The sequence below is a fragment of the Pseudomonas sp. MYb185 genome, assembly GCF_002979975.1.
GTDB lineage: Bacteria > Pseudomonadota > Gammaproteobacteria > Pseudomonadales > Pseudomonadaceae > Halopseudomonas.
The window spans coordinates 152,228-167,531 of record NZ_PCQD01000002.1; the positions used below are offsets into that span (position 1 = coordinate 152,228).

The 15,304-nt window shown below is 59.8% G+C and carries 17 protein-coding genes and 2 tRNA genes; 4 read left to right on the forward strand and 15 right to left on the reverse strand.

Features of this window, described 5'->3' with window-relative positions; all coding sequences use genetic code 11:
• Nucleotides 1–93 precede the first annotated feature (93 nt).
• The 7 genes from CQ007_RS03220 to dapA form a co-directional block, all read right to left on the reverse strand.
• On the reverse strand, nucleotides 94–714 hold the full coding sequence (locus CQ007_RS03220; RefSeq protein WP_105643483.1) for a hypothetical protein: 621 nt from the start codon (nucleotides 712–714) through the stop codon (nucleotides 94–96).
• A 104-nt stretch (nucleotides 715–818) separates the two neighbouring features.
• Entirely contained in the window at nucleotides 819–1,493 is a 675-nt protein-coding gene (locus tag CQ007_RS18995) for a hypothetical protein (RefSeq protein WP_177424265.1), read from the reverse strand.
• 461 nt (nucleotides 1,494–1,954) lie between these two features.
• Nucleotides 1,955–2,044, reverse strand: a tRNA-Ser gene (locus CQ007_RS03230).
• A gap of 44 nt (nucleotides 2,045–2,088) precedes the next feature.
• Nucleotides 2,089–2,802, reverse strand: a complete 714-nt coding sequence (gene purC, locus CQ007_RS03235; protein WP_105643484.1) for a phosphoribosylaminoimidazolesuccinocarboxamide synthase — start codon at nucleotides 2,800–2,802, stop codon at nucleotides 2,089–2,091.
• Nucleotides 2,802–3,602 carry an MBL fold metallo-hydrolase gene (locus tag CQ007_RS03240; RefSeq protein ID WP_105643485.1) on the reverse strand — a complete coding sequence of 267 codons (801 nt, stop codon included), beginning with the start codon at nucleotides 3,600–3,602 and terminating at the stop codon, nucleotides 2,802–2,804. The genes purC and CQ007_RS03240 overlap by 1 nt, the downstream gene beginning before the upstream one ends.
• Before the next feature lie 13 nt (nucleotides 3,603–3,615).
• Entirely contained in the window at nucleotides 3,616–4,722 is a 1,107-nt protein-coding gene (gene bamC, locus CQ007_RS03245; protein ID WP_105643486.1) for an outer membrane protein assembly factor BamC, read from the reverse strand.
• 32 nt (nucleotides 4,723–4,754) lie between these two features.
• A complete protein-coding gene (dapA, locus tag CQ007_RS03250; protein WP_105643487.1) occupies nucleotides 4,755–5,630 on the reverse strand; it encodes a 4-hydroxy-tetrahydrodipicolinate synthase in 876 nt (291 codons plus the stop codon).
• 189 nt (nucleotides 5,631–5,819) lie between these two features.
• Between dapA and CQ007_RS03255 the strand changes: the two genes are divergently transcribed.
• Together CQ007_RS03255 and CQ007_RS03260 are read left to right on the forward strand one after the other, a co-directional pair.
• Entirely contained in the window at nucleotides 5,820–6,377 is a 558-nt protein-coding gene (locus CQ007_RS03255) for a glycine cleavage system protein R (RefSeq protein ID WP_105643488.1), read from the forward strand.
• Between the two features lie 19 nt (nucleotides 6,378–6,396).
• Complete coding sequence (locus CQ007_RS03260) at nucleotides 6,397–6,864, forward strand: peroxiredoxin (RefSeq protein WP_105643489.1); 468 nt, start codon at nucleotides 6,397–6,399, stop codon at nucleotides 6,862–6,864.
• A gap of 251 nt (nucleotides 6,865–7,115) precedes the next feature.
• Here CQ007_RS03260 and CQ007_RS03265 read toward each other — a convergent pair whose 3' ends face one another.
• Nucleotides 7,116–7,373, reverse strand: a complete 258-nt coding sequence (locus tag CQ007_RS03265) for a sulfurtransferase TusA family protein (protein WP_105643490.1) — start codon at nucleotides 7,371–7,373, stop codon at nucleotides 7,116–7,118.
• A gap of 84 nt (nucleotides 7,374–7,457) precedes the next feature.
• Between CQ007_RS03265 and CQ007_RS03270 the strand changes: the two genes are divergently transcribed.
• Complete coding sequence (locus CQ007_RS03270; RefSeq protein WP_371919785.1) at nucleotides 7,458–8,915, forward strand: M48 family metalloprotease; 1,458 nt, start codon at nucleotides 7,458–7,460, stop codon at nucleotides 8,913–8,915.
• A gap of 13 nt (nucleotides 8,916–8,928) precedes the next feature.
• Here the strand turns inward: CQ007_RS03270 and nadA are convergent, their stop codons facing one another.
• Nucleotides 8,929–9,963: a quinolinate synthase NadA gene (nadA, locus tag CQ007_RS03275; protein ID WP_105643491.1), complete on the reverse strand. Its 1,035-nt coding sequence runs from the start codon at nucleotides 9,961–9,963 to the stop codon at nucleotides 8,929–8,931.
• Between the two features lie 142 nt (nucleotides 9,964–10,105).
• Here nadA and CQ007_RS03280 point away from each other — a divergent pair, with 142 nt between their 5' ends.
• Nucleotides 10,106–10,744: a Yip1 family protein gene (locus CQ007_RS03280; RefSeq protein ID WP_105643492.1), complete on the forward strand. Its 639-nt coding sequence runs from the start codon at nucleotides 10,106–10,108 to the stop codon at nucleotides 10,742–10,744.
• Here the strand turns inward: CQ007_RS03280 and CQ007_RS03285 are convergent.
• The 6 genes from CQ007_RS03285 to tolB all read right to left on the reverse strand — a co-directional run bounded on the left by CQ007_RS03285 (nucleotide 10,736) and on the right by tolB (nucleotide 15,303).
• Entirely contained in the window at nucleotides 10,736–11,794 is a 1,059-nt protein-coding gene (locus CQ007_RS03285) for a DNA topoisomerase IB (RefSeq protein ID WP_105643493.1), read from the reverse strand. The two genes, CQ007_RS03280 and CQ007_RS03285, sit on opposite strands and share 9 nt — an antisense overlap.
• A gap of 16 nt (nucleotides 11,795–11,810) precedes the next feature.
• Nucleotides 11,811–12,269: a PA2169 family four-helix-bundle protein gene (locus CQ007_RS03290; RefSeq protein ID WP_105643494.1), complete on the reverse strand. Its 459-nt coding sequence runs from the start codon at nucleotides 12,267–12,269 to the stop codon at nucleotides 11,811–11,813.
• 236 nt (nucleotides 12,270–12,505) lie between these two features.
• Nucleotides 12,506–12,581: transfer RNA gene (locus CQ007_RS03295), tRNA-Lys, on the reverse strand.
• A 66-nt stretch (nucleotides 12,582–12,647) separates the two neighbouring features.
• On the reverse strand, nucleotides 12,648–13,457 hold the full coding sequence (ybgF, locus tag CQ007_RS03300; protein WP_105643495.1) for a tol-pal system protein YbgF: 810 nt from the start codon (nucleotides 13,455–13,457) through the stop codon (nucleotides 12,648–12,650).
• An 8-nt stretch (nucleotides 13,458–13,465) separates the two neighbouring features.
• Nucleotides 13,466–13,969: a peptidoglycan-associated lipoprotein Pal gene (gene pal, locus CQ007_RS03305; RefSeq protein ID WP_105643496.1), complete on the reverse strand. Its 504-nt coding sequence runs from the start codon at nucleotides 13,967–13,969 to the stop codon at nucleotides 13,466–13,468.
• 44 nt (nucleotides 13,970–14,013) lie between these two features.
• Entirely contained in the window at nucleotides 14,014–15,303 is a 1,290-nt protein-coding gene (gene tolB, locus CQ007_RS03310; protein WP_105643497.1) for a Tol-Pal system beta propeller repeat protein TolB, read from the reverse strand.
• Nucleotide 15,304 lies beyond the last annotated feature (1 nt).

Below are 15,304 nucleotides of genomic sequence, written 5' to 3' on the forward strand. Positions count from 1 at the left end.
TAGCTCCGCCGCCTCAACGCGCCAGGGATTTACGGGACATGCTTTACTCCAGGCAAAAAACGCGGGAGCGGGTTCAAATAAGTTAATTAGGTGTTATGGCACGCAGCGTTTTGAGTATTGATAAGCAACATCGAAGCCAAAGGCACTATAAGTGGCGTCTCTAGCCACGCCCGAAGGCCACTCTACGTATCTGGTAATGAACTCCCGGCCATGCCGGAGCTGGCTGATAATTTCAGCACTAGCCGCTTTACCTGCCGATACGTTTTGGGCTGGGTGTGAATCAACTCTTACGGTCTCGGGGTGACCAGGATATGTCTCGCCCATGACACCGACCAGCTCCATATCCCCCATCCGACTCACGGACAGGTTACCCTTCACAATCCGGGCGATCCTGTCGTCAGTCACTTTGTCCTCACGACATATCACAGTCCACATCGAACCATCGGGGCCGCCAGAGAACTCAGCCCGGCCAGAAGAGTGATCAATCCTATAATCCATTTCTCGATACCTGCCGCGTTCAATCGGTAGACAACTGCCGCCGAAGTCTTCCATGCGCACAGACCCGCGCTCATCCAGAACGCTTACTGTAGGCGGCTGACTGTTAACGCACGCCTGCTTCTCAGCCGCTATTTGCTGCATTTGCAGTTGGTACTTGCTTGGGGCGCAACCATAAGCCACCGCGAGTACGCCGCACAAAACCAAGAAGCGATACATGTCTACCCTCCTAAAAAGACTTGAGCATACCAAAACGCCAGCATCAAAACCCGGTCCCACAATGCAAAACCCGAAGCGGGTTTTTGGACTTCTATTATCCGCCGCTACTTCCTAGCTACATTTGCAAGCTCTCCACTGGGGCCGCAAAGCATGCTCCACGCCTCATCAAAAGCCCCGGCCGCCAGGTCTGGGTCTCCATCAATAAAAACCATGTCGCCACCAGACACCATAAACCTCTTGAATCCTACATATGCCCCGAATGAATTCTTTGCATTGACTTCGCCACAGCCTCCCCGCTGATTTCTAAACTGAGCAGAGTTGGGGTCTTTGATTATGCCTTTGATCTTCTCTCGGGCCAGTCTGTTTATTTTTATCTCTTGAAGGCTTGTCGAAGCCTCGCGTTCTTGCTTGGGCGCTTTTAGTGGGGCAGTGGGTGCAGGCGGAGTGACAGGCTCGCTCCCGGCCTTCTCGCTTCCCTTAACCTCCTCGGCCTGGCGCACCTCTGTCTCACTCGCAACAGAAGCGCCGCGCTCACCAGGCTCGGGAATAAAGCTTGTGGCCCATGCAAACAGTGCAAACACCAGAAAAAACCTTGCCACCCCAGGGATCTTTATATTCGTGCGCTCAAAAGCTGCAGACCTGACGGGCGGAAGCAATAAAGCGGTAGCGAGCACCAGCATGAGCGTAGAAGTCGCCGTTCCATTAAACATGGAGCCGATCGCCAAGGAGGTCATTAGCACCCCAAATACCCAGCCTACTATTCTGTATGTCTTGCTCACCTCTGCCCCCTTCGATCTTTTATGAAGTGCAGAGCATACCAAAGCGCCAGCACCAAAACCCTGCCCGGCGACTGGTTGTTGTTTCTTTATGCCGACAGGCTGGGTAAGCATCGTATACGCGTGTAGAGGTCAAACACCGGTTTGTACTATGGCAAACGAGTATTTGGGGGGGAAAGGTATCCCGAAAGTCTGGAGGCGCCGTGCCCCCAAGATCACGCCAAGGTCAGAGTCACCGCCCGCCCTGAGTTTCTTGACCAGTATCGGCGCTAGGGCGATTTTTCTGATCGCCACGCGAGCCATGATTTATGTATGGTCATGCGTGGGGAGCCGGCCAGCGTGCGCTGCAAGGAGTTTCCCGCCTATCAAATAGCGCCAGTCACCTGCAAAGGTGTCTACCACAGTGTCTACCGCAAACAGAAGGAACAAAAAAGCCCTGTAAAACAGGGCCTTAGTGTTTTATATGGCGGAGAGCCAGGGATTCGAACCCTGGGTACCCTTGCGGGTACAACGGATTTCGAATCCGTCCCGTTCGACCACTCCGGCAACTCTCCAAGTCGGCGCGCATGATAGCAGCTTCGCTGCGGCCGATAAAGCGTTAAGACAGGGGCACACCCAGTCTTTGCGCCACTTCCTCGTAGGCTTCGATAACACCGCCCAGGCCTTGGCGGAAGCGGTCCTTGTCCATCTTCTTGCGGGTTTCCTTGTCCCACAGGCGGCAACCGTCGGGGCTGAATTCATCACCGAGGACCACTTCACCGTTGAACAGGCCAAATTCCAGCTTGAAGTCCACCAGCAGCAGGCCGGCATCGTCGAACAGCTGCTTGAGAATGTCATTGACCTGCAGGGTCAGTTCGCGCATGCGTTGCAGTTGTTCGGCAGTGGCCCAACCGAAGGTGACCACATGGGATTCGTTGATGAAGGGGTCGCCCTTGGCATCGTCCTTGAGGAACAGCTCGAAGGTCGGCGGCAGCAGCTCCTTGCCTTCCTCGATGCCCAGACGCTTGACCAGGCTACCGGCGGCATAGTTACGCACCACGCATTCGACCGGAACCATGTCCAGCTTCTTGACCAGGCATTCGGTGTCGGACAGCAACTGGTCAAACTGGGTCGGGATGCCGGCCGCTTCCAGCTTCTGCATGATGAAGGCATTGAAGCGGTTGTTGACCATGCCCTTGCGTTCCAGCTGTTCGATCTTCTTGCCATCGAAGGCGGAAGTGTCGTTGCGGAACAGCAGGACCAGACGGTCTGGATCATCGGTGGTGTAAACCGATTTGGCCTTGCCGCGATAGAGTTCAGTGCGTTTTTCCATTATCGGCTCCCGATGCAGGCGAATTGAGGATGGGTGGTGACACCCGTTATGTCTTGCCAGGGCAGCCCCTGGTTCTGTACTGCCAGCCGCAACTCGCCCGACCAGCCATCCAGCACTCTGGACAGCTCGGCAAGGGCCAGTTCCGGCCTGTTGTTCTTTTCACTGATATGCGCAATGGCGACATGGCGCAACGTGCTGATGTCGATCGCCTCGAGCAGCCCCGCCGCCTGCTGGTTGCTCAGATGCCCGAGACTGCCCCCTACCCGGGCCTGCAGAAAGCGCGGATAAGGCCCGCTGGCGAGCATCTGCGGATCATAGTTGGCTTCCAGAAAAAGCGCATCCAGGCCGCTGTACATTTCCACGATCAACGGGGTGATGGTGCCGGTATCGGTCAGCACACCCAGGCGGTGATCACCACTGTCGAAGATGAACTGGCAGGGCTCACGGGCATCGTGCGGCACCGGCACCGGGGTAACCCGGATATCACCGATGACCAGGTCCTCACCGAAGCGGATCAGTTGCACCGGCAGCCCGGTATCACCCAGGGCATGGTAAGTGCCCGCGGTCATGTACACCGGCAGACCATAGCGCTGCGCCAGTCGCTCCACGCCCTTGATATGGTCCGAGTGCTCATGGGTGACCAGTATCGCGGTCAACTGGTGCGGGTTCAGCCCGGCCAGCGCCAACCGCTGCTCGGTGGTGCGCAGGCTGAAACCGCAATCCACCAGCAGTCGGGTACGCTGGTATTCGATCAGCGTGGCATTGCCCCGACTGCCACTTCCGAGGGAGCAGTAACGCACGTCAGAACCGCCCTCAGTTCAGGTTGTCGTGAATCCGGCGGAGCAGTTCCCTGGCCTGGCTGGAGTCGCTACTGGTATCGATGCTGTCTTCCACGGTGACCTGGATACGGTTGCCGATCGGCGTCAGACGAATCTGCGTGCGCTGGGCCTGGGCGTTGTCCGCCTGCTTGCCGCGACCGAACAGCCGGCCGAAGAAGCCCGGCTTGCTGTCACTGGCACTCTGCTGCGGATTGACATAGTACACGCCGGCACTGCGGTTGAGGTCATCGACCAGGATATCGGCTCTGGCCAGGGCCTGACCCACAGCGGCCCAGGCGCGGTTGAAGTCGGTCTGCAGTGTGAGCACCGGATTACCGGCACCATCCTGCTCCAGGCTGCTGCGGCGTGCTGCCGGCGCCTCGTCGACGGTCGACAGCGCGGCCGAATCCAACCCGTCGGCCTGGCTCAGATAGGTTTCCAGTTCGGCCAGCACCGCACGCTCGAGATTGCTGTTGTCCGAGACCGTGGGCCACTCGGCACGATCACTGCCCTGCGCGCGCTGCATGTGCAGGACCTTGACCTCGCTGCTGCCGGACTGCACACCGGGCTCGACCCGCACCCGGAAGCGTTGCTCCTGGCCGTCGGTACGGCGATTGGATCCCACTGCAGTCAGCAGCCGGCGCATCAGCGGGTTGTCGGCGTCGCTGTCGAAAGCCAACCAACCGGTCTCCATCTCGCCGAGGGTAGCGGACTCACGGGCCACAGGCACCTGATAGTCACTGAGGAACTGACGCACCTGAGGCCACAGGCTGGCCGGTGTACGCTGTGCCAGCAGCCAGCGCTCACTGCCGTTCTGCTGTTGGGAGAACTCGCTGAAATCGCCCCCCACACTCAACCCTTGCGGACGGGGCACGCGGTACTTGCTCGCATCAGCGGTGCGGATCTCGCCGGGCACCGGCAGCAGGTCACCGATCGGCTTGCTGTTCAGTTCGGCCGGCACCGTCATGCGCGGCTCCACGACCGCGGCCTGATAGTCCGAACCGCGGTCACGGAAATAACCGTCCTCGCCGAACAGATAACCGCAGCCGCTCAGGCCAACACTCATCACTACCAGGGTCAGTGCATTGAGCACAGGCTTCATTTGGAATTCCTTGATTGTCTGGTTCCTCGGAGTCACAACAGGCCGCACTGCTGCAGGGCCTCACGTACCACCGGCCGGCAGCCTTCACTGAGACTGGTCAACGGCAGGCGCAGGCCATCGTCGATCAGGCCCATTTCGTGCAGTGCCCATTTCACCGGAATCGGGTTGGACTCGATAAACAGCTTTTTGTGCAATGGCATGAGCATTTCATTCAGACGCCGGGCGGTGTCGGCATCGCCGTTCAGGGCCGCGACGCACAGATCATGCATGGCCTTGGGAGCCACGTTGGCGGTCACCGAGATATTGCCCTGGCCGCCCATGAGGATCAGTTCCACCGCAGTCGGGTCGTCCCCGGAGTAGATCGCCATGCGGCCGGCAACGCGGTCGATCAATTCACGGGCCCGCTGCAGGTCGCCGGTAGCTTCCTTGATGCCGATGATGTTGTCGATATCGGCCAGGCGTACGACAGTGTCCGGCAGCATGTCACAGGCGGTGCGACCGGGGACGTTGTACAGGATCTGCGGGATGGCCACCGCCTCGGCGATGAACTTGAAGTGCTGGTACAAGCCCTCCTGGGTGGGCTTGTTGTAGTAGGGGGTAACCAGCAGGCAGGCATCGGCACCGACGCTGCGTGCCGCTTCGGTCAGCTCGACAGCTTCGCTGGTGGAGTTGGCACCGGTGCCGGCGATGACCGGAATCCGCCCGGCCACCCGATCGACCACCCGGCGGATGACTTCCTTGTGCTCGTCCATGTCCAGCGTGGCCGACTCACCGGAAGTGCCGACCGCGACGATACCGTCGGTGCCCTGCTCCAGATGAAATTCGATGAGACGGTCAAGCGCCTGCCAATCCAGGTTGCCATGCGAATCCATAGGGGTTACCAGCGCCACAAGGCTGCCTGAAATCATGCAAGGGGCTCCACGAGAAACATATTGATCGGCAATGGTACTTTCGCCATTGATTCAGCACAAGGGACGCAAGGCCGCGAGCCGGCAAACGGCGAAAAAACTGGTGGTTGAACCGCCGACGACAGACGGGGACAATAGGCAGCTTGCCGGCAGTGTTCCGGCCCGGCAATCCAGTCTTCGAGGAGTCTTATGTCCACAGTGCCCAGCCCACGTGAGCAGTTTCTGGTGATCAACGCCATGGGGCAGCAAACCACCGCCCTGGCCAGCATGCTGACCCGCCTGTGCATGGAGCAGCGCTGCCTGATCGTCAGCAGCCGCATGAGCCGGCACGGCACCTGCACCGCCTTGCTGTTGCAGGTCAGCGGTAATTGGGACGCGCTGGCAAGGCTCGAGACGCTGCTGCCGCCGCTGGCCAAGCGCGAGCATTTCACACTGTCCATGTACCGCAGCAGTGCCCTGGAAGAGCGCCCCTCGGCCTTGCCATACAACGTTTTCGTGACCGCGGCCCAGCGCCCGGAGCTGGTCGCCGAGCTGTGCACCTTCTTCCAGCACCTGGAAATCGATATCGAGGAAATGTTCAGCTTCACCTACATGGCCCAGCATACCGGCACCGCCATGCTGAACCTGACACTGACCATCGCCATCCCGGTCAAGACCCAGCTCAGCTGGCTGCGCGAGCAGTTTCTCGATTTCTGCGACGAACTCAACCTGGATGCCGTGATTGAACCCTGGCGTCCACTTCACTGATACCGATAATGAGGCTGTCATGAGCATCAAACTGGATTCCACCCTGCCCGACTTCACCGCGCAGGCCACCAGCGGCAAGAGCGTCACCCTTTCGGAGTTGGCCGGCAACAAGGTGGTGATCTACTTCTACCCCAAGGACCATACGCCGGGCTGCACTACCGAGGGGCAGGACTTTCGCGATATGCACGAGCAGTTCCTGGCGGCCGATACCCTGGTATTCGGCGTCTCGCGCGACAGTCTGCGTACCCATGAGAACTTCCGTGCCAAACAGAGCTTTCCATTCGACCTGATCAGCGATGCCGATGAAAGCCTGTGCCGCCTGTTCGATGTGATCCGGCAGAAGCAGCTGTATGGCAAGCAGTACGAAGGCATCGAGCGCAGCACCTTCCTGATCGACCGCGAAGGCGTACTGCGCCGGGAATGGCGCAAGGTGAAAGTGCCCGGGCATGTTGCCGAGGTGCTGGAAGCGGCACGCCAACTGGGCTAGGGCCTACTAGCGCCGCCTGACCATGTGAGAATCGCGCCCCGCGGCAATCCAGTGCTTCTCGCCCACCTCCGCGTCATGGATTGCCGCGGCCTTCGGCCTCGCAATGACGACGGGCGGCTACCGATCCCGCAAGGATAACCAGTACCAGAGCATGTCATTGCGAGCGTAGCGCGGCAATCCAGCGCTCCCAGGCCAGCTCCGGAGCATCGGCTGCCGCCTTCGGCCTCTAATCAAGGAGGCCAGGAACGAACCTACTCCGCCCCGGCCTTGCGCAACCAGTAATGGAACTCCCCATCTCTCTCATCGGCACGCAGCAGCGCATGCCCGGCCAGCTCGGCAAACCGGGCGATATCCCGCTGCGAGCCCGCATCGGTCGCCGATAGATGTAGTATCTGCCCAACGGTCATGCCGTTGAGCGCCACCTTGGCCCGCAGTAGTGGTAGCGGGCAGGAAAGCCCACGGGCGTCTACCGACTGGTCAGCCTGCAATTCACTTTTTTCATCAAACATGCTTACACTCCCAACTGGCCTGCGAGTATACCTGCGCAGGACGAGCGGCAGACCATCCAGGCAAAAAAGGGTTAAAGTGCATCCATGCAATGTATCAGAGCGGTTCGGGCGCCTTTCAGAGCCCTGTTGTTTTCGCTGATGGCGGTTACTGCGGTACCGGTCAGCGCCGCCGAATTCAACCTGCCTTCCCTGGGCGATACCAGCTCCTCGATCATGTCCCGCGAGCAGGAGTATCAGCTCGGGCGTGCCTGGCTGTCCATGCTGCGTGGCTCGGTGCGCACCCTGGAAGACCCCCTGCTCAAGGACTATGTCGAGACGCATGTGTTCAGCCTGGCCGAAACCAGCCAACTGGATGACCGGCGGCTGACCTTCGTCGCCATCGACAGCCCCCAGCTCAACGCCTTTGCCGCACCCGGCGGGGTTATCGGCGTCAATGGCGGGCTGTTCCTGCATGCCCATACCGAGGCCGAGTTCGCCTCGGTCATGGCCCACGAACTGGCTCACCTGTCGCAGCGCCACTTTGCCCGCGGCCTGGAGCAGCAACAACAGACCCGTATCCCGCTGATGACCGCCATGCTTGCCAGCATCATTCTCGCCGCCAGTGGCGGCGGTGATGCCGGGTTCGCGGCGCTGGCCTCGACCCAGGCGGCTGCCATCCAGGAACAACGCCGCTTCTCGCGCCAGAACGAGCAGGAGGCCGACCGTATCGGCCTGCTCAACCTCCAGGGCGCCGGTTATGATCCCAATGCCATGCCGGACATGTTCGAGCGGCTGGCCCGGCTGAGCCGCTTCAGCCAGACCCCGCCGGAATTCCTGCTGACCCACCCGGTCAGTCAGTCACGGATCGCCGACTCACGCAACCGCGCCGGACAGCTCAGCGTCGAGGGCCGCCGCGACAGCCTGTATTACCAGATGATGCGTGCCCGCGTGCAGCTGTTCTATGAGGATAGCCCCGGCCTGGCCGCGCAACGCTTTCGCGCTCTGCTGGATGAGCATGACGGCGAGCATGCCGCAGCCCGCTACGGCCTGGCGCTGGCCCTGATCCGCAGCGGGCAGCAGGATAGCGCCGAGCAGGAACTGGAACCCCTGCTGGCAGAGTACCCGGACAATATCGCCGTGCAGCTGGCCCAGGTCGAACTGGACAGCAGCCGCAACCGCCTGGACCAGGCCCTGACCCGCCTCGATCAGTTACTGCGGGCACAGCCTGACAACTATCCGCTACTCAATGCCAAGGCCGATGTGCTGCTGCGCAAACGCGACTACCGCGCCGCCGAGCAGGTCACTGACCGGCTGGCACGGCTGCGCAGTGATGATCCGGATGTATGGTACCTGGTATCGGAAATCCGTGGTCTGGCGAAGAACATCCTCGGTGTGCACCAGGCACGCGCGGAGTACTTCATGCTGGCCGGGGACCTGGATCAGGCCGATCAGCAGCTCGACCAGGCCCTCAAGCGGGCCGGGGACAATTTCGTGATCAGTTCCCGCATCAACGCGCGCAAGGATGAAATCGCGCGTCGGCGGGAGATCCTCAAGAACTTCTGATCAGCCTCCCTGATCAGAGTGCTGCAGTGAAATCCAGCATTCTCTGCAACGGGCGCACCGCTGCGGGGATCAGTTGCTCCGGCACCAGAATTTCGTTGGTGCCCTGCTCCAGGCTCTGCAACAGGCGCGGCAGGGTATTCATCGCCATCCATGGGCAATTGGCGCAACTGCGGCAGGTAGCGCCGTCACCGGCAGTGGGCGCATCGATCAGCCGGCGGTCCGGTGCCGCCTGCTGCATCTTGTAGAAAATGCCCTTGTCGGTCGCCACGATGAAGGTCGGGTTCGGTAGCTGCTGAGTCGCCTTGATCAACTGGCTGGTGGAGCCCACCACGTCAGCCAACTCCACCACCGACGCCGGCGACTCGGGGTGTACCAGAATTGCCGCCTCCGGATAGACTGCCTTGAGGTCCAGCAGCGCCTTGGCCTTGAACTCCTCGTGCACGATGCAGGCGCCATCCCACAGCAGCATGTCGGCCCCGGTCTGCTGCTGGATGTAACCACCCAGGTGCTTGTCCGGAGCCCAGAGAATCTTCTCCCCCTTGTCCATCAGGCTCTCGACGATCGGCAGTGCGCAGCTGGAGGTCACCACCCAGTCGGCACGCGCCTTGACCGCCGCCGAGGTGTTGGCATACACCACCACGGTACGATCCGGGTGCTGGTCACAGAAGGCGGAGAACTCGTCGATCGGGCAGCCGATGTCCAGCGAGCAGGTGGCATCCAGCGTTGGCATCAGCACGCGCTTCTCGGGGCTGAGGATCTTCGCGGTTTCGCCCATGAAGCGTACACCAGCCACCACCAGCGTGGTGGCTGGATGGTTCTTGCCGAAACGGGCCATTTCCAGGGAATCGGAAACGCAGCCGCCAGTCTCCTCTGCCAACTCCTGCAGCAGCGGATCAGTGTAGTAATGCGCGACCAGCACAGCATCGTGCGCCTTCAGCGCCGCTGCGATGCGAACCTTGTAATCGGCCTTCTCGACATCGGTCAGCGGGGCAGGTTCCTTGGCGGCCAGATGGGCCTGCACCAGCAACCTTTCGGAAATCTGAGACATCTAACAACCCCTCCGGGAACAGAATGCCCACATCATACCACGACCGCCGATTTCTACCGATGCGTGGCCGGCAAAGCCAACCGGAACTATCGCCTGTGCACCCAGTCAAGATTTACAAGGACCCCTACAAGGCAGGCTGCTCATGTTCAAATACGTACCCGGTCTATTCTACGCGCCCAACACCACCTGGAAGCGCATCCACGATGATATGGAGCACAGCCCCTGGGGCTTCGTCCCGCTGCTGCTGATCGGTTCTCTGGTTCCCGCCCTGAGCGTCTACTATGGCAGCAGCGTGGCGGGCTGGGCGCTGTTCGGCTCGGAGGAGCGACATTTCCTCAGCACCACCAGTGCCGCCTTGCTGGCCGTCGCCGTCTGGCTGGCATTCGTGAGCAACGCCATCATCATGGGTTATATCGTGCGCTGGGTCCTGTTTCGGACGCCTTTTCGCCCGTCGGCCCTGCAAGGCATCGCCTTCGCCACCTTTCTATCGGTGCCCTTCATGCTCGGCGGGCTGGTAGCGCTGTACCCCGAGCGCTGGCTGGTGGTGCTCACGCTCCCGGTGATGGGGTTCTTTTCTGCACTGCAGCTGTACTACGGCCTGCCCCGCTTCATGCGGCTGCACCAGGACAAGACCTACTTCTATGGTGCCTGCATAGTGGCCGCCGGGCTGCTGGCCCTGATCAGTGTGGGCCTGTTCTATCTGGAAAGCTGGCGGGCGATCTCCCCGCCCGGGGAATACCAGGGCATCGAGGAGCAACGCCAGGAACAACGGCTACCCTGACGCCTGCTCGCTCTGGCAGAGCTGTAGAAACACCATCAGATCCACCTCCTCCGGCTTGAGCCAGCGCCTTCTGGCTCGGCCGGCGCTCCATTGAACCGAATCCAGGTCGCTGCACAGATAAGCCTCGATGATGGCTGGATGGATGTAGCATTTGCGGCAGACGGCAGGCGTATTGCCCAACTGCCGCGCCACCTCCTTCACCATCTCGACCGCCGTCTGCTTGCTCGGCGCCTGCCCCTCGGCAAGACTGTCACGCAGGCTGGCCAGTGCCAGGGCGCTGCCGGCCCAGGTGCGGTAATCCTTGGCAGTGAAGTCCGCGCCTGTTATCTCCCGCAGAACGGTGTTGATATCCGAGGAACTGACCGAGCAGGGCTGCCCTGCCTCGTCCAGATACTGGAACAGGTGCTGGCCGGGCAGTTCACGGCAACGGCGCAATATGGTTGCCAGACGCGGATGCCGCAGAGCCACCTGCTGCTGCACCCCGCTCTTGCCACGAAACTGGAAACAGATATTGGCGCCCCGCAGGTTCAGGTGGCGATTGCGCAAGGTAGTCAAACCATAGGATTTGTTCTGCCTGGTGTATTCCTGGTTGCCAACACGGATGCAGGTCTCATCCAGCAGCATGATCACCGCGGCGATTACCCTGTCGCGACCCAGGCCACGCATGCGGAGGCGTTTATCCAGCTCTCGCCGCAGCCGGGACAGGGCGTTACCGAAGGCCAGCAGACGGTCGTATTTCGCTGTATCGCGAACCTCCCGCCACAGTGGATGGTAGCGGTATTGCTTGCGACCCCGGTCATCACGGCCGGTTGCCTGGAGATGGCCCAGCGGATCACTGCAGATCCACACCTCACGATAGGCAGGCGGAATGGCTAATGAATCGATACGGCTGATGATCCGGGCATCGACAATACGTCGGCCCTGTTCATCGAAGTAGGCGGGTTTGCCCCGGAGGAATCGTCGGCTGAAACCAGGCGTGGCGTCAGTGACATAATGCAGAGCCGGCGGGCAGCTGGCGGCAGATACCGCAGCAGCTGGCGCCGGCTTCATGAACTTGCTGGCCGGATCAGCTGCGGGCCCGCTCGGCGTCGCGCAACATCTTCACCTGATCGTGGTTACGCAGCACGCCATCGTACTGCCGCTGCACCACCTGGCGGATGTCCTCGGGCAACGCCTTTTCCAGCGCCTTGTGGTAACTCTTCTTGGCGACGTCCTCGCCGCGCTCGCACTCATTGAGTATCGCCTCGTCATTCTTGCCGGTAACCAGCGATTTGAGATCGACCCAGCGACGGTGCAGATCACCTGCCACGCTGGTGCTGTCCTCGGGATCACCACCCAGGCGAATGACGATCGCCTGTAACTCCTGAGCTGCCTGCGCGCACTCTGTGGCACGCTGGGCAAACAGGGTTTTCAACTCTGGCCGCTTGATGTCTTCGGCACAGACGCGGAAGCCTTCCTCACCATCCTTGCAGGTTTCGATCAGATCGTTCAGGGTGGAAATCACTTCCTTCGAATCAGTATTCATGAAGTAGCTCCTACTGGTATTGCAAATGAGTGGTAAAACAAGTGACCGTAGCGCTTGAATGGTGGTTCAACCTAATTTCACAGGAACGGCCGGAGCATCACATCGAAGGAGAAGAGCAGGAAATGACTGAATAACGAAGCGGAATTGCGGACGTTTGACAGACAAAGGGAAGAAAAGAAAATCAAACTGATGAAGAGAGCGGCCTGGCGGCCAGGAGAGTATCACGGGGGAAAAGATGGTGGGTCGTGTAGGATTCGAACCTACGACCAATTGGTTAAAAGCCAACTGCTCTACCAACTGAGCTAACGACCCGTTGAATGCGCGATATCTTACTGATTTGAAAAAGAAACTCAAGAATTTTTTTTACTTTTTACCGCATTATTGCAAGGCGTTCAGTTCCCGCCTGGCCAACTGGGCTGCCGATGCATCAGGATGCTTGCTGAGCACTTCCTGATAGAGCTGTGCCGCCTTGTCCGCATTACCCATACGCCGCTCCACTTCCGCAAGCTTGTACAGTGCGTCAGCTTCCTTGCGATGGCCGGCGTACTGGCTGATAACCTTGGCGAAGGCCTGCCCGGCCGATTCCAGGTCCGCCTGTACCAGATAGACCTCGCCCAACCAATACTGGGCATTGCCGGCATACTCACTGTTGGGGTAACGCCGCAGAAAGGCATTGAACGCCATTTCCGCCTTTTCGAAGTCCCGCGCCTTGACCTGGTCGAAAGCGGCTTCATACAGCAGCTTTTCACGCGCCGGGTCAGCGGGTTCTGCAGCCTGGTCGGCACGCTGGCCGGAGGGGGCCGGTGTTATCGGCGGCAGGCTGTGTTCACTGGCAGATCCGTTCGCGCTGGTCGGCGCCGACGAACCTGTGGAAATCATGGAAAGTCGGCGATCAAGATCCTGATAACGATCAAGCTGATCCTTTTCCAACTTCTTCAGTCGATGTTCCTGCTCTTCCAGCAGGCCACGCAGCATCGAAACTTCCTGCTGCATCTGATCCAATTGCTGCATGAGCTGGCCTTCCATCGAAAGGCCAGCCGAGGAAGATCGGGTATCAGGCAGTGATTGGGCCTGCGTCTGGTAGTTACGGGCATTGCTGCCCGAACTGCCTTCCATTACCGGAACCTGAGCCAGTGCCGTCACCGGCACCAGCAGACAACCCAGAACGAATCCCTGATACCCTTTCATGCGACCTCTTACTTACGCAGTTCGACGCGACGGTTCTGAGCCCAGGCTTCTTCGCTGGAACCAGTGGCAGCCGGCTTTTCTTCACCGTAGGAGATCAGCTCCAGCTGTGCAGGGGAAACACCCTGCAGAACCAGGTAACGCTGAACGGCAGCGGCACGACGCTCACCCAGAGCCATGTTGTACTCGCGAGTACCACGCTCGTCGGTGTGGCCTTCCAGCGCTACACGGTTACCCTGGGCCTTGAGGTCCTTGGAGTGTACGTCCAGGGCGCGCATGGCTTCAGGCTTCAGCTCGGAGCTGTCGAACTCGAAGTAGAAAGTGGTGATGGCGCGCAGAGCCGCTTCTTCGCTGCTGACGCTGCTGCTACCTGCCGAAGAGGTGGAGCTGTCATAACCAGCGTTCGGGTCGACTGCACCTGTGCCGGCTGCATCACCGCCCTTGGAGGAACAGCCAACCACAACGCCGAAAGCGACAACCAGAGCTGCAAACTTGCCGAACTTGATAACTTCCATCATAGACTCCTGATAAACCCCGTTTGGTTTAGTATTGGTATACCCTATGGCAGGTATGGGGACCATGATGGTACGCGCAGGTCTGTGAACTTCGTCGGAATCTCCGACCGTGCACGACCATTGGTCGAAACCAGCATAAGTACACCCCGTCCCTGTTGACGGGTAGCGTAAATTAACATAGTGCCGTTAGGTGCGACAGTAGGCGACTCATCCAACGACGTTTCTGTTAAAACTTTCAGATTGCCCCTTTCCAGATCCTGAGTTGCAATATGAAAATTCCGGTAGCCATCCTGGCGGTGGACCATGACCATGGTTCGCCCATCAACTGACAGTTTGGCATTGGCATTATAGTTGCCCACAAAAGTCAGGCGTTCTGTAGTGCCATTATTCAAGTTCTGCTTGTATATCTGTGGCCGCCCTCCGCGATCGGAGGTAAACACCAGCGTATTGTTATCCAGCCAGGTCGGCTCGGTATCAATCGCATAGTGGTTGGTTACCCGCCGCATCTGCTTGCTATCCATATCCATGACGTAAATTTCCGGGTTGCCGTCACGTGACAAGACAAATGCCAGGCGCTTTCCATCCGGTGACCAGGCCGGGGCACCGTTCAGACCTTCAAAACTGGTAATACGCTCACGCCGGCCGGTCTGGATGTAATGCACGAAGATTTCCGGACGCCGCGATTCGAATGAGACATAGGCGATACGCTGCCCATCTGGCGCATAGGATGGCGTCAATATCGGCTCCCGTGACTGCAACAGGGTGACCGTACGAGCACCATCGTAATCCGCACGCTGCAGAGTATAGCGGATATTGTCCGCAGAGAAACGCTCGGCAGCGACATACAGCAACTTGGTGCTGAAGGCGCCCTTGATACCGGTGATATGCTCGAACACCTCATCGCTGATCCGGTGAGCCATATCCCGCAGCTGGTTCTGAGTGCCACTGACGGTGCGCGACATCAGCACCTCTTCACGGGCCACATTGTACAGGTGGTACTGCACCTGATATCCCGCCTCCGTACCGGTTACCTGGCCGGCCAGAACATACTCGACACCCAGCATCTTCCAGTCCCGGGGGAAGATTTCCTCGGCACGGGTGGGGTGACTGAGCATGTTCTCCCGGGCGAAAGGCTGGAACATGCCGGAGTTGCGCAGGTCATTACCGGTGATCTCGGCCAGGTCCTCGGTCAGCGGGGTGCCTCCCTGCCAGCCGAAGGGCACCACGGCGATAGGCGTGGCCCGGTCGCTGCCCCGGGTGATTTCGATGGCCTCCTGGGCCAGGGCAACCTGGGCCAGGAGCAGCATGGCGGCACATGTCAGCCAGTACTTCATT